Raw genomic sequence first — 19,093 nt, forward strand, 5'->3', positions numbered from 1 at the left:
CAAAGGCGACGTTAAACCTAATTTACAGATTAATAACATTCTTAATGTTCGGAAGGAAAATCGGCGTCTGGTATTGGAAAACCACTGCTGGTTCGCCTGAAATAATGTCGCTCGTGCAGCCGTACAGAGCGTGACTATTTGATAAGCGTGGCCCATGCGGCCTGATTTGGACGTTAACGATCAGCGCCTTATGATCCGGGTGCTCATTATTCAGACCGCTGCACCAATACAGCCAAACTATTTGGCCTTCTCTTTGCTATTTCTTGCGAATCGGTACCGGAATATCAAAATGCAGCACATGCTCCTGCACGCCCAGTTTGTTATACAAGGCAATGGCCGGATCGTCATTCCTGTCGGCCTGGACGTAGACAACCCAGCCTGCGTTATCTGCCGCAAACTCACATAAATGCCGGATAATCGCTGTGGCTATACCCTGCCTACGATGGCCTGCGTCGACAGCAAGATCGTATATGTAATATTCCCGCCGCGCCATCTCGAACTTGTCCAGCGCGTACGCCACCAGCCCGCCCAGCACGCGTCCGTCGTCTAATGCAACGAAGACAGAAACATGCTCCTTTGCCAGAAAATCCATCAGATAGGCATCAGTCGCAGGCCTGCTCTCATAGCTGCCCGGATCGTCAAATGCCCGGCTAAACAATAAGTTCAATTGCCGCAGCAACGCGACGTCGCCCGGCAGGAGGCGACGATATTGCATTTCCAATGAAAATTTTTGCATATGTCATTCCCGATCTGAAACGAAAGCGCACCGCCCGCTCCTTGTTCGAATCGCAGGCTAAAACACGGGGCAAGGCTGCTGCCCGCCCATCAATCGTTCATGGCAGCACTGTTTATCAAGGCGCAGTAACGCAAGAAACATCACCTTCCTTGCATTGAAGCAGCGTATTGAGCTCGTCGGCCCGCTCTTGCGTCTTATCCGTCAGGCAGCCAGCGATAAGCATTGTCTGTATGGAGCCACCTTGCGCTCCTGAGCTTTGGAATTTGCAGTCCAGATCGCGGAACTGGATCCAGGCGTTCTGGGCTGCTTTCAAATCGGTTTTTTGGGAGGCCTCAAGCTTATTGAACACTTCCCGATAAACCTTGTTCAAGCGCGCATCCGCTTTTTTATAGTCGGTACTGGCCGCCTGGTTCATATCGCTTTGCGTCGCAGCGTCACTCTCGTTACTTGCGAATGCGAATACAGCAGCGCAGGCAAACACTGAACACAGTAATACGTTTCTGAACATAAATCCTCCGATAGAGTGTGTATTGATCAACAGCAAAAGAAAACCGAATCGCCACAGCCACTGCAAGACAGACTATTGCGAAACATCAAGCGTACGCTGCGAATGAGTCGGGACAATGGCCGGATACCTTGTTACTTGCAGCGAGCAACGAGCCAATGGCCAGCGTATTCACCGCATTAGTCCGCAGATCAGTTTCAGCGACCGATCTGCAGTCCCCATTGCCGGTAAATGTCCTTAATGGCGCGCACCGAGGAAAGCAACACTGTAGGCAATGCGGTTTGCTCAAGCAGTTTTGTATAACGTTTGTGATTTCCTGGCGTGACAACTGCAATATGGCGGATCATTTCCCATTTGAGACTATCCTGAGCACCTTCCAGGGCTCCATAACGCTCACGCTCAAATAGTGTACGACGCAAGTAACGGTACAGGCTGGTCGTCGTATGCACATTCAGCAATATAATACCGGTCGCCCGCTCGAAACGCTGCGGCATATACTTGGAATAATTACCATCCATCACCCAGCGCTCGCCCGCGATTGCCGCATCATGCAACGCTGAAAACGTTGCTGCAGGGCGAGGTACCCAATCGGTATTGGCTTCATGAAAAAGTTGGTCCAGATGTACCGGCTCCAGATTGCATTTGCAGGCAATCGCCGTGGCCAGAGTAGATTTTCCGGCGTTTGACGGTCCCAGAATACAGATTCTGGGACCCAGAGTGGAAAGAGAGATCGTGTTATGCATTGCTTCCCGTGCCCTCAGCTATCGCAAAATGCGATGGCGCCATAGTAAATGGTTGATTTGGTTAATTTAAATGCCTGATTACAATCAATTTTCAACGATTTTAAAGGGTCAGAAATGAGAAACTACCGAATCGGCCAGATTGTGCCCAGTTCCAATACCACCATGGAAACGGAAATTCCGGCCATGCTGAACGCGCGCCGCGACCTGTTCCCTAACGAAACCTTTACGTTTCACTCGGCGCGCATGCGTATGATGAGCGTCACGCCAGAGGAATTGACCGCGATGGATCAGGCCAGCGACCGTTGCGCCATCGAACTGAGCGATGCCCGCATGGATGTCATGGCCTATGCTTGCCTGGTGGCCATTATGGCCCAGGGCAACGGCTATCATCGCCAATCACAGGCGCGACTGCAAAAAGCGGTTCAGGAGAACAACACCAACATTCCTATCCTGAGCTCGGCCGGTGCCTTGGTAGACAGCCTGAAAGAAAAGAACCTGGGCAAGGTCTCCATTATCACCCCCTACATGAAGCCACTCACACAGCGCGTGATAGAATACATTGAAGCTGAAGGAATCAGTGTTCATGACTCCATCAGCCTGGAAGTATCTGATAACCTTGAAGTCGGTCGCCTGGATCCGGCTAATCTGCTGGAACACGTGACACGCCTGGATATAGAGGGTGTGGATGCGGTGATTCTGTCGGCCTGCGTGCAAATGCCGTCGCTGCCTGCCATCCAGAAGGCTGAAGACAAGATCGGCAAGCCTGTGCTGTCTGCTGCTGCAGCCACGGTTTATCAGATGCTGAAAACTCTCAACCTGGAAACGCGAGTGCCTAACGCCGGATTCTTGCTGTCGGGCAACTAGCGGGTTCGCTCTGCCACTGAACGTGCCGTGAAAATTGATCTGCTCACATTAAAATTATTTATACGGGTTGTTGATGAGGGCACGATCAGTCGCGCAGCAGAACTGGAAAATATCGCGGCGGCCGCAGTTAGCCGCCGCCTTTCAGAACTGGAAGACAAGCTGGACCTGATCCTGCTGAACCGGACAAATCGCGGTGTCACACCAACACCTGCCGGTCTGGAACTGCTGTACCGAGGACGCGCGATTCTTAACAGCGTACAAGCTGTAGAACACCAGCTTAGCGACTTTGGCAAAGGGCAGCGCGGCAGCGTCACGCTCGCGGCCAACCCCACCGCCATAACGCAATTTCTGGCTCCGTTACTGGCCGACTTTACAGGCAAGTATCCCAATATCCAATTGCACCTGGAAGAGAAAAACAGCCTTAGCATTACCAGGGCGCTGGCCGCTGGCAAACTGGACATCGGCATCTTCACTCAAATTCCCTATCAGGACGATATCGAGGTTGCGCATTTTCGCAAGGATACGCTGATCGTTCTGGTGCCGGCCGGACATCCCCTGGCAAAGCGCGATCGGGTTTCTTTCAGGGATACGCTCGACTATAGCCACATTACGCTTACCGCAGGCACCCAGCTCAATTACCAGCTTATTAATGCAGCGCGGGCAGAGTCGACCAATGTCAGGATTGATATTGAGACATCGGGCTATGATGCCATGTGCCTGCTCATCAACGCAAATATGGGCATCGGCATTCTGCCTGAAGGCTGTGTGGATCTATACAGAGTGCCCGATACAGTAAGGGTCAGGCTTGATGAAGAATGGGCGGAGCGCAAAATCCTGATTGGCGCCCGCCGCATTCGAGACCTGTCACCAAGCGCAAGACAGGTATTTGATTTCCTTTCGGAAAAGATAGTATGAGCGGTCCGACCAGCCACCTGGGTTTGGAAGCGACTACATAACATTCCTCAAAATAAAGTAGCCAAACCGCGTGCATTATTGCATTTACGCTTGTGCAAATTTGGACTTCTTGTTCACCGGCACTTCTACTCATAAATCTACCGATAACACCCGCCCCCCATCTTTTGCAATTTGCCGTTTCACACATAACCGCGTCCGCTAAATTTATAAGCTGTAAGTACTAGACGCAACCATACCGCAACCCTATACTAGTTGCAGCCACACCGATCCAATCAACATTCGCACCGGAGACCATTTACATGGCTAACGAATCGACTGAAGAAGCTCTGGCGGTAACAGACGCAGACGCACAGCACACGCGTCGGCAATTTTTGCGTAATGGCGTTACTGCAGTCACCGGCGTTCTTGCAAGCAGCGCCGGACTGAGTGCCGCAGCCGCCCAATCCGCGACAGCGGGCAAAGAAGCCGCGGCCGCAGCCGACAATGCGCTGGCCATCCCACCGTGGACCAAGCAACCAGGCGCCCTGGTTGGCAGTCGTCCTTATGGCAAGCCATCCGAATTTGAAAGCGGGGTTATTCGCCATCTTCGCAAGACGGACAAACAGTATTTTTCTTCCTCGACCCGCACGCCACTACAGGAACTCGATGGCATCATTACGCCTAACGGGCTCTTCTACGAACGCCACCACAATGGCATTCCCGATATCAATCCCGCTGAACACCGACTGGTCGTGCATGGGTTGGTAGACAATGCACTGTCTTTCACTCTGAATGATATCCGGCGCTTTCCCTCGCACTCTCAGATTTATTTTCTTGAATGCTCCGGCAATCCGGGATACGCGGTCTATGGCAAGACGGCAGCCGAAGCCAACGGCCTGGTCAGTTGCGCCGAATGGACCGGCGTGCCGCTCAAGACAGTTCTGAACGAGGCCGGCGTCAAGCCCGAGGCCAAGTGGGTGATTGCCGAGGGTGCCGACGGCGCAGGCATGACGCGCAGCATTCCGCTGGAAAAGTGCCTGGACGATGCCATGCTCGTGTACAGTCAGAACGGAGAGCGCCTGCGCCCCGAGCAGGGATATCCGCTAAGACTGTTGGTGCCCGGCTATGAAGGCAATATGAGCATCAAGTGGTTGCGCCGTCTGCAGGTCGCAGACCAGCCGGTGCATTCGCGCGAAGAAACGTCAAAGTACACGGACATCCTGCCCGACGGCAAGGCCCGCGAATTCACATTTGTGATGGAAGCCAAATCCATCATTACCAGCCCGTCGGGCGGACAGCAAATCGATGGCAAGGGGTTTCATGAAATCCGCGGTATTGCCTGGAGCGGCAAAGGACGCATTACCAAAGTAGAGATCTCGGTTGACGAGGGGAAAACCTGGCAACCTGCCAGGTTGCAGACGCCGGTCCTGAGCAAGGCGTTGACACGCTTTCTCTTTCCATGGGAATGGAACGGCGAACCCGTGGTAATACAAAGCCGGGCCACCGATGAAACAGGGTACATACAGCCTACGCTGGAATCACTCATCGAGGTGCGCGGCGTCAATGGCACCTATCACAACAACGCGATTACCCCTTGGCGTATCGCATCTGACGGAAAGGTGACTCATGCACGCGCTTAAAACTTCTCTTGCAGGAACATATGCAGCCAGACACGCCGTTGCGCTGCTTGCATGCGTCGCGCTACTGGGTGCAACTGCGGGCGCGGCTCATGCAGAACAGAAATTCGGCTTTGGCCATCCAGTCACGCCTGAAGAAATAGTCGCGTGGGACATCAATGTGTTTGCCGATGGACGCAATCTGCCAGATGGCAGCGGCACAGTCACGCAGGGCGGCGCCATTTACGCCCAGCAATGTGCCTCCTGTCATGGCAGCAAGGGCGAAGGAGGCAGTGGCGACAAACTGGTGGGCGGCATTGGCAAACTGGCCAGCGGAAAGCCGGTCAAGACAGTGGGCAGCTACTGGCCGTACGCTCCAACTTTATTTGACTACATCAGACGCGCCATGCCGTTGACTGCTCCCCAGAGCCTGAATAACGAACAGGTATATGCCGTTACCGCCTATCTTCTTCACTTGAACGGGCTTGTGGAGCAAGACGCGCGCCTGGATGCAAAATCGCTTGCTGCAATCAAGATGCCCAATCGGGATGGCTTTGTGCCTGACCCGCGCCCGGATGTTCCACAAACCCCCGGCAGCACCGACAAACCCGCCAGCGACAAGACAGCAACACAATCGCAATAATATCAATGCGATCAGGCAGCTTCAGGCAAAATGCGATGCTTTCCATGTATATTGCAGAATAATCCATGACCCATAAGGTGATGACAATTGTAATAGTACTGCTGCCCTGGATATCATCGCGCATTGCCGCCCACAGCCCCAATGCCATAGGGTATCGCCGATGACCCGGCCGATCGGAGACCTGGACATCAATCTGCTGCTCGCGCTGGATGCGCTGTTGCAGGACCAGAATGTGACGCATGCTGCAGCCAGATTGAACATCACGCAGTCGGCGCTATCGGGGCGCCTGACCAGGCTGCGTCGTATTTTCAATGATCCGCTATTCGTACCGTCATCTTCTGGACGCGGTATGACGCCCACCTCGCATACCCTGGCACTCAAGCCGGAACTGCAACGCCTGTTGCAGCAATTGACGCAGTTTGTCCAGTCGGCGCACGTTTTCGATCCCGCCACCAGTGAACGCACATTTCGTATTGCCGCGATGGATAACCCGGCGGCTATTCTTGCCCCGGCGCTGCTACCGTTGATTGGAGCCCGGGCGCCGGCAGTCAGGGTCGCCTTTACATTACCCGATAAAAACCAGGTGAATGGGCAACTGGAACGAGGCGAAGTGGATCTGTTTATTGGCACCGCGCAGGATGCGGCGCCAAACCTGATCGGACGCCTGCTCTTTAACGAGGAGTTCCTGACGGCGCAACGCATCGGCCATCCCCGCGGCACAGGTCCCCTCTCCCTGGATACGTTTTGCGAACTGGATCACCTGCTGATTTCGACCAGCGGCGGCATGTTCAACGGCATGATTGACGAGGCGCTTGCCGATCTCGGTCGGCAACGCCGCGTAACGGTGTCGGTCCAGAGCTACGCCCTGGCCCCGCTGATTCTGAATTCGACAGATTGCATCTGCACGCTACCCAAACGTTTTCTACAGCGGTTTACCAGCCACCTGGAATTGTTTACCCCGCCACTGACCTTGGATACATTCTCAATGAAGCTGTTCTGGCATTCGACAGTGAATGCCGATCCGGCGCACCGCTGGCTGCGGTCGATGGTTTTCGACGCTGTGCAGACGAAGCATGGTCATTGAGTTTGCAAGCTATCAGTCATATCGATAGGTCGAATTGAAATTTACAATTTGTGCAGCGCCAGACAATGGCGCATGATGTGATTTCTCCACCCAACCATGGAAAATCAACGAAATGTCACGTATTACTCCCCTTCTTTTTTCAGGTGCGCTGGCCATCGCAAGTGTGATTGCCTTGCCCGCCGCCTCTGCCCAAACCGCGCCCGTTGCCAAGACCGCTACTTATACGCAAGTGGCCGATTCCTATTCTATGCCGCTTGGTAACATGACCATTACCGCTATATCTGACGGCACCGTACCGCAGGATCTTTATCAATTACTGATTGGTCCATCGCATTCTCATATCGACAATTTGCTGGACAAGGCTTTCCTTGCGAACCCGGTAGAAGCATCCATCAATGCATTTGTGATTCGCGATGGCGAACGTATTATTCTGGTCGATACCGGCTCCGGAGAGCTTTTTGGGCCCGGCTTCGGCGGCAAACTTTATGATAGCCTGGCCAGCGTGGGAGTCAAACCCGAACAAGTGACCGACGTGCTTATTACGCATATTCATACTGACCACACCGGCGGCCTGGTGATAAACGGCAAGCCGGCGTTTGCAAATGCCACCGTCCATGTCGGTGCGCCAGATCTGGCCTTTTTCCTGGATGCCGGCAATGCCAAGAAAACCGGCTATGATGATAAGTATTTCGCAGAAGCGATCAAGACAATAGGCGTATATGAAAAACTGGGAAAAGTTAAAACTTTTGATGACGGGCAAACCGTAATGCCTGGCGTAAAAGCGTCCATTCACCCGGGACACACGCCAGGCAGCGCGTTCTTTACCGTCAACAGCCAAGACCAATCCATTGTTTTCGTTGGAGACATTGTCCATGTTGCGTCTCTGCAATTTCCCGAACCTGACATCGCCATTGTTTATGACCTGAAGCCAGAAGACGCAATATCGGTAAGAAAAAATGCGTTTTCCGATTTCGCCGACAAGCGCCAGCTGATCGCTGCACCCCACTTGCCATTTCCCGGGATCGGCCATGTCCGCTCCGAGGCGAAGACCCATTTCAGCTGGCATCCGGTCGAATATCGCAACCGCGCAAGCGATTGATGATTCAGCGCATATCGTGGGTTGGCATCACGGTAGCGGCCGGTAGCAACCTCTCCTGTTGCGCGCGCCTGGCGACAGGCGCACGCATGGCACGTGCATAACGCCGGGGACAAAAACGCAAGACCAGGATGGTGACAACAAGCACGGTTGCCAGATGTCCCATCCATCCGGCCTTGTAACTACCCGTCGCCTCGTGCAGTACCGCAACAAGCCATGCCGGCGCCGCGGCGATCAGAAAACCGCCGCCTTGCATGAGGGCCGAGAGCGCCCCGGCCTGTGCGGGATCGGGCAGATGGTCCAGCGCTACGATCATCAGTAAGGCAAAGCAGCCACCCAGACCGCACCCCAGCACAATCACCCAGACAAGCGCTGCGTAGCCCGGCGCTAACGCCAAACCAGCAAAACCGATACCCTGCATCACAAGTGTGAGCCACAGCCAGGGCCGGCGATCCAGTGAGTTCCTTGCAAACAGTGGCAGCGTTAGTGCCGACAGCGCCTGGCTCACCGCCAGCACTGCCAGCAAGCCGCCACTGGCCCCGGCACTCCAGCCACGCTCCTGATAAGCCGGCGCCAGCCAGGCCACTACAGATGTATAGCCACCATTCATCAGTCCGAAGCAGAGCATCAAAAGCCATGTACGAGGTCGGGCCAGCAACAGCCGGGCAGCGCCTTCCGCCTTGCTCATGCCGGCATCAATCGGCAGAAAGGACCATGCCAGCATGAGCGCCACAGCAGCCGGCAATGCGAACCAGGCCAGGCCAACGGCCCATAGTCCTGTGCTCGAAGATACGGCAGGCGCGGTGAGTGCGCCCAGTGCTCCACCGCCCATGAGCATTGCCGAATAAAGTCCCATCATGGGACCGACATGACGGGCAAACTCACGCTTGATGATCCCCGGAAAAATCGCCTGTATGACAGCAACACCCAAACCGATCAACGCTGCGGTCGCAACAAGACTCCATCCGCTTATGCTCAGCAGACGCAAAGCGCAACCGCCACAGATCACCAGCAATGCGCCAATGACAGAACGGCGCGCACCAAAAGTACTTTGCAGGGCCGGCCCGATAAACGCCACACCGCCCATCAGCAACATCGGCACCAGCGTAAGCAGGGCCATGCCTTGCAGGCCCAGCCCCGTATGCTCCTGAATATTGCCGGCAAGAGGTCCGATACTTGTCATGAAGGGTCGCAGATTGAACCCTATAAGCGCAACAGTTGCGACAAGCATGGCTCGCACAAGCGTCGATTGGCCCCACATCATGGATTCAAGCCCCTTTTTGTTCCTGATGTTTCCAATGGGCGTACAGATCGGGCCTGGCAGCAAGCCGGGTTGGCACATGCCGAATGGTCATGGACTGTTCGGCAAACGGCTTGGCCAGGTCGGCATATATTTCTGCTGTAGACAGACCATAGGGCGCACCGTCTTCATTGCTATAGGCGTATGTAACGTCTTTGATTCCCGCCAGCCTCATTGCCCCCATGCACATGGGACACGGGTGACCGCTGGCAAAAACGCTGCACCCTGCCAGACTGGCTAAACCCAGATGCTGACTGGCCGCCCTGATGGCCAGCAACTCTGCGTGTGCGGTAGGATCGTTGGTCGTCATGATTTCGTTGACCGCCTGGGCGATCACCTGGCCGTTGCGAACGACCAACGCCCCAAATGGGCGACCACCCTTTTCTGCGTTGGTATAGGCAAGCGCGATCGCCTGCTGGAGAAAATTTGTATTGTCTTGCATTGATGTGACCTTTCGATTGTCAACGCCCGCCAGCGGCGCGCAGCCTATTTTCTATTTCGCGATAGCCATGTGAACGCGCGTGCGCAAGTGGGCTAACGCCTTCACGATCAGCCAGATTGGGATTGGCTTGCGCCTTCAGCAGGGCGTCCACGATCTGCTGGTGCTGCTCACCGCCTGAGCCAAGAATAATTGCCTCCAGCAATGCGGTCCATCCCAGATTGTTAACGTGGTCAACATCGACCCCGGCTTCAATCAGCGTTCTGACGGTTTGGACATGGCCGCGTTCGGCAGCAGGAATCAGTGCCGTTCCCCCATATCGATTGGTACTCGCCAGATCGGCGCCGTGAGCCAGCGTGAGCTTGAGAATCTCCAAATGCCCTCTGGCGCCGGCATACAAATAGGCGCTGTCACTGATATTGTCTTTTGCGTTGACATCGGCGCCTGCCGCGATAAGCGTTTGCGCAGCGCGCACCTTGTTCGCCCTGGTGGCAACAAGCAGCGCGGTCGCGCCAGAGCTATCGCGTGCGTCTGTTTCTGCCCCGCCGGATAAAAGTTGCGTGATGGCAGCAACGTCGTCATTGCCTGCTGCACTATGCAACGGATATGCTTGCATGACTGCTCCCGAGAAGATAGGCGTGCAGGCCAGTAGCACGGCTGCGAACACTGCCACAACAATCGATCTGGTCATGTGACCTCCAAAATCATTGCAATAAGGATTGGGATCGGCGCCTGGCGCTTAATAATCGCGTACAGGACGATGGGCTGCACAAACACTGAATTTAAGCACCTTGTGCGAGTTGTGTCCGTATCGGCACCGAACCTATTGCGAAAAAAAGCAGCGCTGTCGGGTGCTTAAGTCTAACCTCCGTTCATTGCCACTTGCTTGCCGCCTGACTGCCGTGTTATTGACGGCGTAACGTGACAAGAGCGTGACTACGCCTGTGTGGTGACCGCCACATCGCCATTGCATTCATACCTGAAAATCAAGGCCGATATCCAGCGCTTTGGTGCTGTGCGTCAGATATCCGATCGCGATATAGTCAACACCAGTTTGCGCCACGGCTTGCACCGTTTCTGGCGTAATGCCGCCGGACGCTTCCGTTTGCGCCTTGCCCTGGCACATTGCCACGGCCCGGCGCAAGGTATCGCAATCCATATTGTCCAGCAACACAAGCCTGACGCCTTCTTCCAGGGCAACCGCCAGCTGTTCCAGGGTATCGACCTCAAGCTCAACGGGCGTCAAGTGTCCTGCATGCGCATGGGCCTGGGCAATGGCTGTACGCAGATCACCGGCCAGCGCAATGTGGTTGTCTTTGATCAGCATGGCGTCATCCAGCGCCATCCGGTGATTCCAGCCGCCCCCGACGCGAACTGCGTATTTCTGCAGTACCCGCAAGCCCGGAATTGTCTTGCGGGTGCAGGTAATGCGTGCGTTCGTATCGGCTACCAGTTTGACAATATCTGCGGTCTGCGTGGCGATACCGCTCAGGTGCGTCAGGAAATTGAGCGCCGTACGCTCAGCGGCAAGCATGGACCGGATATCCCCTGAAACCGTCGCCAGTAACTGGCCTGCCTCAACATGCGCTCCATCCTGCCGGACAATATCTACTTTGATGGCTGGATCAATTTGCGCAAAGGCCAGCCGGGCCAGCGCCATTCCGGCGATCACGCCCGGGCGGCGCGACACCAGATGCAGGCGCCCCTGCTTGCCAGCAGGGATGGTCGCCTGGGACGTAATATCGCCTTTTCGCCCCATATCTTCTGCCAGCGCTGCCTGCACAAATGGTAATAAAACAACGTCGGGTAATTCGTGAGCAGCCGGATTCATAAGCACGCAGGTCCTGTTAAAAAATCGCCCCCTAGGAGCTGTTATATACTCAATTTGAGTATATAACAGCTATAAAAAACCGACAATGGCTTATTGGAAAGTTTATTTATTGACAGGCAGTTTGCTGCCCGCGAGCAAGCTCTCGAGCAAAACCGTATCCTTGAACCGATACAGCTGTGCCGGGCGCCCCCGTTCCTGGACCGTGCTTTGTCCGGTCGCCTCGAGCAAGTCCTGGTGCTGCATCAGGCGGCGGAAATTCTGCTTGTGCAGCTCTACACCGGCCAGGCTTTCGATACTTTTCTGCAATTGCAGCAGCGTAAATTCAGCGGCCATCAATTCGGAAATGACCGGGCGGTATCTGATTTTCGCCCGCAACCTTGACATGGCCATGGCCAGCACCCGGCGATGGTTGTGCTGCATGGGCTTGCCCGTCATGGTTTCAGGGATTGCCCCATCAAACAGCGGTGATTCCGGAATGAGGCCCACTTCGTAGAGCAATTCATAGCGGTACAGGGTATTGTCCTCGATCCAGGCATGTTCTCCCTGACCCCAGCACAGATCCACGCGTCGCTGCCGGCTCTGGCGAATCGCGTCATCCTCTGCAAAGGCGACCCATTTTCTCAGATAAGGGTAAAACACGCGAGCGATCCATTCCGGCCTGCCCTCGCGATGGTCTTCCCAGGGAAAGTAACGATACCAGTCCTGCCAGCTGGCGTTGGCTTCCAATTGGCGCTCATCGGCTTCCTTGACCAGCCCCAGGTAACTGACATACAGCAGGGGCTGCCCTGAAGCGCGGGTACGTAGCGTGTCGACAAAGGTATAGAGCTGCTCGACGTAACCCATGGGTTGCATGGTCTGGTTTTTGACCCATTGGCGCACACCAGCCTGCAACGAGCTATGCACGGGCGATAGCGGCCCATAGGGCAGGATATTGCCGTTTTCCACGGTCAGCACCCTCGCGTTCAGATTGGTAATCGCGATCAATACCGCGACAACCTCGGTAGCGCCTTCTGCAGTGCTCGACACGGAAAAACCTGAAGCCATACCTGTACATATCCCTCAAAGATGTATGGATTCTATCAGAACGGCCCTGATGGCATTTGCACCACAACGCTTACGCCTGGGAAATAAAAAGTGCTTTACGATTTATACTCAATTAGAGCATAATATATTTTCGAAAATGGCACGGGATACAGGCACATGACATCGAACTCCAACTCTGTACGCAAGACGTTTGACATTGATTTTCCGACGCTGGACCGGCCGATATCTGACGCGGGCATGGGCTCGGCCTGTCAGGTAAAGCAGGCCTGGGCCAGCGTGCCCGAGCCGCTCGACAAAAAGGACCGGGACACCTATCGGCAGTTGATTGTTGATCTTCTGGCAAAACAGCAGGCAACCCTGGTTGCTCACTACTACGTTGATGGTGAACTACAGGACCTGGCGCTACAGACCGGCGGTTGCGTCGGGGACTCGCTGGAAATGGCCCGCTTCGGTCGGGATCATCCGGCCACTACATTGGTTGTGGCCGGCGTCAGATTCATGGGCGAGACCGCCAAGATCCTGAGCCCCGAAAAGCAGGTGTTAATGCCTGATCTGGATGCCAATTGCTCGCTGGATCTGGGCTGCCCGCCCGATGCTTTTGCGGCTTTCTGTGATGCCAACCCGGGACGGACGGTGGTGGTGTATGCCAATACCAGCGCGCAGGTCAAGGCCAGGGCCGATTGGGTTGTGACCTCTTCGATCGCCCTGGAAATCGTTACCTACCTGCACCAGAGGGGTGAAAAAATTCTGTGGGGTCCCGACCGCCATCTGGGTCAGTACATACAGCAGCAAACCGGCGCGGACATGCTGCTATGGCAGGGTTCTTGCCTGGTGCACAATGAATTCAAGGCCGAAGAACTGGCTGACCTGAAAAAAGCCAATCCGCAAGCACGTGTGCTGGTGCACCCCGAATCGCCGACCTCGGTGGTCGCCCTGGCAGATGTGGTCGGGTCCACCAGCCGGCTGATCCAGGCCGTTACCGAATTGCCGGCGACAAGCTTTATCGTGGCAACCGACCAGGGCATCGTGCATGAAATGCAAAAACAGGCGCCTGAGAAAACTTTCATTGCAGCCCCCACGGCAGGCGAGAGCGCCACCTGCAAGAGCTGTGCCTTTTGCCCGTGGATGGCAATGAATGGGCTTGCCGGCGTGGCCAACTGCCTGCAAACGCATAGCGGACAAATCGTGCTAGATCCACAGTTGGGCTATCGGGCGCACAAACCCATCGGCCGCATGCTCGATTTTGCTGCTGCCTACAAAAAGAACATCCGGGCCAGCGGCGACCTAAGCCGCGATGTTCATTTATTTTCCCAGATCGGACCTGCATGATGAATGCCACAGCGCACGACTATGATGTGTTGATTGTCGGTGGCGGTCTGGCCGGCCTGTCGGTTGCACTAACCCTGCCTTGTAATATGCGGATTGCCATTGTCAGCAAATTGTCGCTGGAGACCACCGCCAGCAGCAAGGCCCAGGGCGGGATAGCGGCGGTGCTGGACGCCGAAGATCATACCGACAACCACATTCGCGATACGCTGGTTGCCGGCGCCGGCCTGTGCGATATGACAAGTGTCAGCCACATTGTGCAAGCCGCGCCGGCGGCGATCGACTGGTTAAGACGCCATGGAGTCCAATTTACCCTTGCTGGCCCGGATCAATTACATCTGACGCGCGAGGCCGGCCACAGTCATCGCCGTATCGTTCATGCAGCAGACAGCACTGGATCAGCGATCACCTCGGTGTTGCAGACACAACTGCGACAGCGGCCCAACGTGGACGTGTTTGAGCACACCGTGTGCGTCGATGCATTAATTACGCATGAATTAAATACGCGTGAGTTACTCTCGTATGGGCATGCAAATCGAACTGCCTGCCAGGGAATTGATGCCGTGGATATGGCCTCGGGTAAAACGTTAACCCTGACCGCCCGCCACACTGTCCTGGCCACGGGCGGACTGGGACAGCTGTTCCCCTATACCACCAACCCACCCACCGCCACCGGTGACGGCCAGGCCATCGCCTGGCGGGCGGGTTGCCGGATTGCCAATATGGAATTCATACAGTTTCACCCCACTGCCCTGGCATTGCCGAACGCTGCCTCCTTTTTGATCTCAGAAGCAGTCCGGGGCGAGGGCGGTGTGCTTGTGAACGCCGCCAAACGCCGTTTCATGCCTGATTATGATTCGCGCGCCGAACTGGCACCGCGCGATATTGTAGCGCGGGCCATCCACACTGAAATAACCAGGCAACAAGGGCAACCTGTATGGCTGGATATTTCCCACCGTCCGGCCGGCTTTATTCGCGAACACTTCCCCATGATTTACCAGACTTGCCTGGACGTGGGGCTGGACATCACCCGCCAAGCTATTCCGGTTGCGCCGGCAGCACATTACTCCTGCGGTGGCATTGTTACCGATTTGAGCGGACGCACCAATGTTGACGGTCTGTATGCTGTAGGCGAAGTTGCCGATACCGGCCTGCACGGCGCCAATCGGCTGGCCAGCAATTCGCTGCTTGAATGCATTGTGATCGGGCGAAATTGCGCACGAGCCATTATTGAGCAATGCAGTCAAGTGGGCCGTACGCAACCTGCCGGCTCAACAGCGTCGCTTGCCGACAACGGTCAGCAAGCGGTCAATGACGACCCTGATGTGTCTGCATTGGCTGATGAGTCTGTGATACCTGATGCAGCCGTTATCCGGCAGCTCATGGGGAAAAACATGGGCATCATGCGAACAGCGTCGGGCATTGGCCAGGCACTTGACCAGTTAGGACGGTGGCGCAGACTATTGGCACAAACACCGCAGGCCTGGACACCAACGCAACTGGATTTGCGCAATCGTCTGGACTGTGCCTGGCTGATCGCGGCATGTGCAGCCCAGCGCAAGGAAAGCCGGGGCCTTCATGCACTTGCCGATTTTCCCCGGATGCTGGCCGAACCCGACCCCAGTGTGATCGGTCGGCCAGTGCAGCCAATGCCGGTGCCTGCCGAAAGTGAGCCCGGCTAAGCCAATCGTCGTCAGTCAGGCGCACGCCAATTGCTGCACGGCTTGGGCCACCGGCGTGTCGCCCTGAGTCAGCTCAATAATGATCCGGTTTACTTCAGGATGTTCAATGATTTCGACCAGGGCCGCCGCGACGTCGGCACGCGGTATGCCGCCATAGGGAATGGCCAGACCCGCGCGTACGTTGCCGGTACCGGGAGTATCCAGCAATGTGCCGGGCCGCAGAATGACCCAGTCCAGATCCGTCGCTGCCAGATGCACGTCGGCGCGCTTTTTCACTGCCATGTAATTTTCAAAGGTCTCGGACATTGCCTTGCCGCGACCGGCCTCCGGGAACGCCGACACCAGGACAAAGCGCCGGATTCCGGCTGCCATGGCTGCCGCTACGGCCAGCGCCAGCCCATCCCCATCAATGGCGTTGGTCATCTGGGCTCCGCCCTTGCCGCCTGCCCCTGCCGAGAACACCACCGCATCGCTGCCTGCCATGAGTCGGGCCAGCTCCGCTGTTTCCAATTGGAGCAGATCTCCGTAGACGGGAGTCGCGCCCAGGGCTTTGAGTTCCTCTGTCTGCAGGGCATCCCGATGCAGTGAATGGGGCGTATGCCCGCGCGTGCTCAACTGCCGGGCAAGATGCCGAGCCACTTTTCCCGAACCGCCAACAATAAAAACATTTGTCATATTCTCTCCTTGTATGCGCCACTCAGGTCAAGCAACGACGGTGTACGCTGTGCCAGCCAGTCCCAACACGGGTAACGTGGCCACGCAGACATGGACGCGCCACCGCTACCACATGCGGTCCACGCTTGCCTGCGCTTATCTGGCCGTTTTGAACACCTGGCCGTTATTGTCAACGATACCCCACCAGCGCAGGGTTTTTTGCAAATGGGTTCTGACCGCTTGCACGGCCTGTTCCGGCGCGCCGGCCTGGATGTGATCAATGATCTGCAAATGTTCGGTCATGGCCGGAATGATTCTTTCAGGCAAGGGGCGGCGCGAGTGCTGCATGACACTCAGGCGATAACGATTTTCGTCATAGACCGCCAGCGCAACCGGATTATTCAACGCTCCGGTGAGCCAGGCATGCAGTGACCAATCTACCTCCATCGCTTTCAACTGTAATTGAGCCGATATGGCGCCTTCTGAAGCCTGTTCCAGCACGCGCTCATGTTCCTGGCGCAAGTGAGCCAGCTCACGGTCCGGCGCCTGCTGCGCCAACAGACGGGCGCCTTCCTGGTCAAACAGATAACGCAGGTGAAAACCGGCATGCAGCGCCTCTGCGGTGGCTTCAAGGACCAGCACGCCGCGCTTGGGCAAAATCGAAACCAGTCCAGCCGCAGCGGCTCGCTTTACCGCTTCCCGCACGGGGGCCAGCGGCAGGCCGGTCACCTCAACCAGTTCTGATATCGAAATCATCTGGCCCGAGCGTATCTGACCACAAGCGAGCAAATCCCGAAAGGCATCAAAAGCCTGTTCCGCCAAAGACTGGTCCGAAGAGCGTGTGGGAGTTCGCATGGTAAGAGAGAGGCCTTTTAAGGGTTTTCACGACTATCGCATTTTAAGTCATTCTAATTATAGTTGAAATGTTATCTGACATTTCAGACGACATTTCACAGGTAACCAACAGGCTGGTGCACTCAACGGTGCTCCCGGGGAGTGGATCTAAAATGCGTATTATTTATCGAAGTCTCTTTTGCCAAGTGGTTGTGGCGTTGATTCTGGGCGCGATTATCGGCGTGTTCTGGCCACACTTTGGCGAGCAGCTCAAACCGCTGGGCGACGGCTTTATCAAGCTGATCAAAATGATTATTGCGCCTTTGGTATTTTGCGTGGTGGTGCACGGTATCTGCGGCAGCAGCGACCTGAAGAAAGTTGGCCGGGTAGGCGCCAAGGCCCTGCTGTACTTTGAGATCGTCACAACCTTTGCCCTGGCGCTGGGCATTGGCCTGGCCTATTTGTTCGAGCCCGGCCATGGCATGAACGTGGACACATCCTCACTGGACGCCGACGCGCTGGCGCCCTATGCGACCCAGGCTGAGCACGCAACAGATACGGTCAGCTTTCTGATGCGGGTGATTCCCAAAACCTTTACCGATGCATTTGCCTCCGGTGATATCCTGCAGGTGCTGCTCATTGCCATTCTGTTCGGGGCGGCGGTGGCCGTGATGGGGGAACGCGGGCGGCCGGTGGCGGCGCTGGTGAACCAGTTATCCCATGTGTTTTTCAAAATCATCGGCTTTATCGTGCGCCTGGCGCCGCTGGGTGTATTGGGTGCAGTCGCGTTTACCGTCGGCAAATATGGCGTCGGAACGCTGGGCCAGTTGAGCATGCTGGTGGTCCTGTTCTATGTCACCTGCACGATATTTGTGGTGGTCATCCTGGGCCTGATTCTACGACTTGCCGGTTTCAATATTTTCAAACTGCTTGCCTATTTGCGCGAAGAATTGCTGGTGGTGCTGGGTACCGCATCGTCAGACGCCGTGTTGCCCCAGGTCATGCATAAATTGGAGCGCATGGGCGTAAAAAGCTCCACTGTAGGATTGGTGATTCCTACCGGCTACTCGTTCAATCTCGATGGATTTTCCATTTATCTGACCCTGGCTGCGGTTTTCATCGCGCAGGCGACCAATACGGCCTTGTCATTTACCGATTTGATTACGATCCTGGCAATTTCAATGCTGACATCCAAAGGCGCGCACGGCGTACCCGGCTCGGCCATCGTGATACTGGCAGCGACCCTGAGCGCCATTCCCGCGATTCCTGCTATCGGACTGGTATTGGTGCTGTCGGTTGACTGGTTCATGGGCATCGCCCGCGCCCTGACCAACCTGATCGGCAACTGTGTCGGTACGATCGTTATCGGTGCCTGGGAAGGCGATATTGACCGACAACAAGCACATAATACGCTCAATGGCCAGACTGGAACAAACGAGGATTAAAGGTAGCGACAAGCATGACACTCAGGAGTTTGACAATAGAGCCGCTGACACGCAGCGCCTTCGCACCCTTTGGCCAGGTCATCGAGGCCAGCGAGGCGGCGCAGCACTTTACGATCAACGAGGGCAACACCGAGCGTTATCACGATCTGGCCCATATTGAGCCGGGCCCGCAGGGCAAGGCGATTGTGTCGATTTTCCGTGGCCTGCCACGCACCCTGCCCTTCGAAGTCTGCATGATGGAGCGTCATCCGCTGGCATCCCAAGCCTTTATGCCGCTGTCGTCGCGCCCCTATCTGGTCGCGGTTGCTCCTGCCGGCTCTGCCCCTACTATTGACCAATTGCGCGTCTTCCTGTGTC

Annotated in this window: 20 protein-coding genes; 10 read left to right on the forward strand and 10 right to left on the reverse strand. The window is 55.8% G+C overall.

Going from position 1 to position 19,093, the window contains the following annotated elements; all coding sequences use genetic code 11:
- Positions 1-256 precede the first annotated feature (256 nt).
- From INT32_RS20665 to INT32_RS20675, 3 genes are all read right to left on the reverse strand, one after another.
- On the reverse strand, positions 257-736 hold the full coding sequence (locus INT32_RS20665; protein WP_304519144.1) for a GNAT family N-acetyltransferase: 480 nt from the start codon (positions 734-736) through the stop codon (positions 257-259).
- Positions 737-851: 115 nt separating this feature from the next.
- Entirely contained in the window at positions 852-1,244 is a 393-nt protein-coding gene (locus INT32_RS20670) for a lysozyme inhibitor LprI family protein (RefSeq protein WP_193090580.1), read from the reverse strand.
- Positions 1,245-1,438: 194 nt separating this feature from the next.
- Positions 1,439-1,984: an AAA family ATPase gene (locus INT32_RS20675; RefSeq protein WP_226817323.1), complete on the reverse strand. Its 546-nt coding sequence runs from the start codon at positions 1,982-1,984 to the stop codon at positions 1,439-1,441.
- A 114-nt stretch (positions 1,985-2,098) separates the two neighbouring features.
- Here INT32_RS20675 and INT32_RS20680 point away from each other — a divergent pair, with 114 nt between their 5' ends.
- From INT32_RS20680 to INT32_RS20705, 6 genes are all read left to right on the forward strand, one after another.
- Positions 2,099-2,848, forward strand: coding sequence for an aspartate/glutamate racemase family protein (locus INT32_RS20680; RefSeq protein ID WP_193090581.1), 750 nt, complete (start codon positions 2,099-2,101; stop codon positions 2,846-2,848).
- Between the two features lie 27 nt (positions 2,849-2,875).
- Positions 2,876-3,763: a LysR substrate-binding domain-containing protein gene (locus tag INT32_RS20685; protein WP_193090582.1), complete on the forward strand. Its 888-nt coding sequence runs from the start codon at positions 2,876-2,878 to the stop codon at positions 3,761-3,763.
- Positions 3,764-4,062: 299 nt separating this feature from the next.
- Positions 4,063-5,382: a sulfite dehydrogenase gene (soxC, locus tag INT32_RS20690; protein ID WP_193090583.1), complete on the forward strand. Its 1,320-nt coding sequence runs from the start codon at positions 4,063-4,065 to the stop codon at positions 5,380-5,382.
- A complete protein-coding gene (locus INT32_RS20695) occupies positions 5,369-6,001 on the forward strand; it encodes a c-type cytochrome (RefSeq protein WP_226817324.1) in 633 nt (210 codons plus the stop codon). Before soxC ends, INT32_RS20695 begins: the two co-directional genes overlap by 14 nt.
- Before the next feature lie 160 nt (positions 6,002-6,161).
- Positions 6,162-7,085 carry a LysR family transcriptional regulator gene (locus INT32_RS20700; protein WP_193090584.1) on the forward strand — a complete coding sequence of 308 codons (924 nt, stop codon included), beginning with the start codon at positions 6,162-6,164 and terminating at the stop codon, positions 7,083-7,085.
- A gap of 112 nt (positions 7,086-7,197) precedes the next feature.
- Positions 7,198-8,184 (forward strand): MBL fold metallo-hydrolase, encoded by a 987-nt coding sequence (locus INT32_RS20705; protein WP_193090585.1) that lies wholly within the window; start codon positions 7,198-7,200, stop codon positions 8,182-8,184.
- Positions 8,185-8,188: 4 nt separating this feature from the next.
- Here the strand turns inward: INT32_RS20705 and INT32_RS20710 are convergent, their stop codons facing one another.
- The 5 genes from INT32_RS20710 to INT32_RS20730 all read right to left on the reverse strand — a co-directional run bounded on the left by INT32_RS20710 (position 8,189) and on the right by INT32_RS20730 (position 12,795).
- On the reverse strand, positions 8,189-9,445 hold the full coding sequence (locus INT32_RS20710) for a cyanate transporter (protein WP_193090586.1): 1,257 nt from the start codon (positions 9,443-9,445) through the stop codon (positions 8,189-8,191).
- A 4-nt stretch (positions 9,446-9,449) separates the two neighbouring features.
- Entirely contained in the window at positions 9,450-9,923 is a 474-nt protein-coding gene (locus tag INT32_RS20715; protein ID WP_193090587.1) for a nucleoside deaminase, read from the reverse strand.
- Positions 9,924-9,942: 19 nt separating this feature from the next.
- Positions 9,943-10,611: an ankyrin repeat domain-containing protein gene (locus INT32_RS20720; protein WP_193090588.1), complete on the reverse strand. Its 669-nt coding sequence runs from the start codon at positions 10,609-10,611 to the stop codon at positions 9,943-9,945.
- A gap of 282 nt (positions 10,612-10,893) precedes the next feature.
- Positions 10,894-11,751: a carboxylating nicotinate-nucleotide diphosphorylase gene (nadC, locus tag INT32_RS20725; protein ID WP_193090589.1), complete on the reverse strand. Its 858-nt coding sequence runs from the start codon at positions 11,749-11,751 to the stop codon at positions 10,894-10,896.
- Positions 11,752-11,853: 102 nt separating this feature from the next.
- Positions 11,854-12,795, reverse strand: a complete 942-nt coding sequence (locus tag INT32_RS20730) for a hypothetical protein (protein WP_193090590.1) — start codon at positions 12,793-12,795, stop codon at positions 11,854-11,856.
- Positions 12,796-12,951: 156 nt separating this feature from the next.
- Between INT32_RS20730 and nadA the strand changes: the two genes are divergently transcribed.
- Positions 12,952-14,124, forward strand: a complete 1,173-nt coding sequence (nadA, locus tag INT32_RS20735; RefSeq protein ID WP_193090591.1) for a quinolinate synthase NadA — start codon at positions 12,952-12,954, stop codon at positions 14,122-14,124.
- Entirely contained in the window at positions 14,121-15,803 is a 1,683-nt protein-coding gene (gene nadB / locus INT32_RS20740; protein WP_226817325.1) for an L-aspartate oxidase, read from the forward strand. The genes nadA and nadB overlap by 4 nt, the downstream gene beginning before the upstream one ends.
- A gap of 15 nt (positions 15,804-15,818) precedes the next feature.
- Here the strand turns inward: nadB and INT32_RS20745 are convergent, their stop codons facing one another.
- Positions 15,819-16,478 (reverse strand): NAD(P)-binding oxidoreductase, encoded by a 660-nt coding sequence (locus INT32_RS20745; RefSeq protein WP_193090592.1) that lies wholly within the window; start codon positions 16,476-16,478, stop codon positions 15,819-15,821.
- A gap of 135 nt (positions 16,479-16,613) precedes the next feature.
- Positions 16,614-17,312, reverse strand: coding sequence for a GntR family transcriptional regulator (locus INT32_RS20750; RefSeq protein WP_193090593.1), 699 nt, complete (start codon positions 17,310-17,312; stop codon positions 16,614-16,616).
- A gap of 152 nt (positions 17,313-17,464) precedes the next feature.
- Here INT32_RS20750 and INT32_RS20755 point away from each other — a divergent pair, with 152 nt between their 5' ends.
- Positions 17,465-18,736, forward strand: coding sequence for a C4-dicarboxylate transporter DctA (locus INT32_RS20755; RefSeq protein WP_193090594.1), 1,272 nt, complete (start codon positions 17,465-17,467; stop codon positions 18,734-18,736).
- Positions 18,737-18,750: 14 nt separating this feature from the next.
- On the forward strand, positions 18,751-19,093 hold a 343-nt coding region (locus INT32_RS20760; protein ID WP_193090595.1), incomplete at its 3' end, for an ureidoglycolate lyase.

The sequence above is a fragment of the Advenella sp. FME57 genome (genome assembly GCF_014897675.1).
GTDB lineage: Bacteria > Pseudomonadota > Gammaproteobacteria > Burkholderiales > Burkholderiaceae_B > Advenella.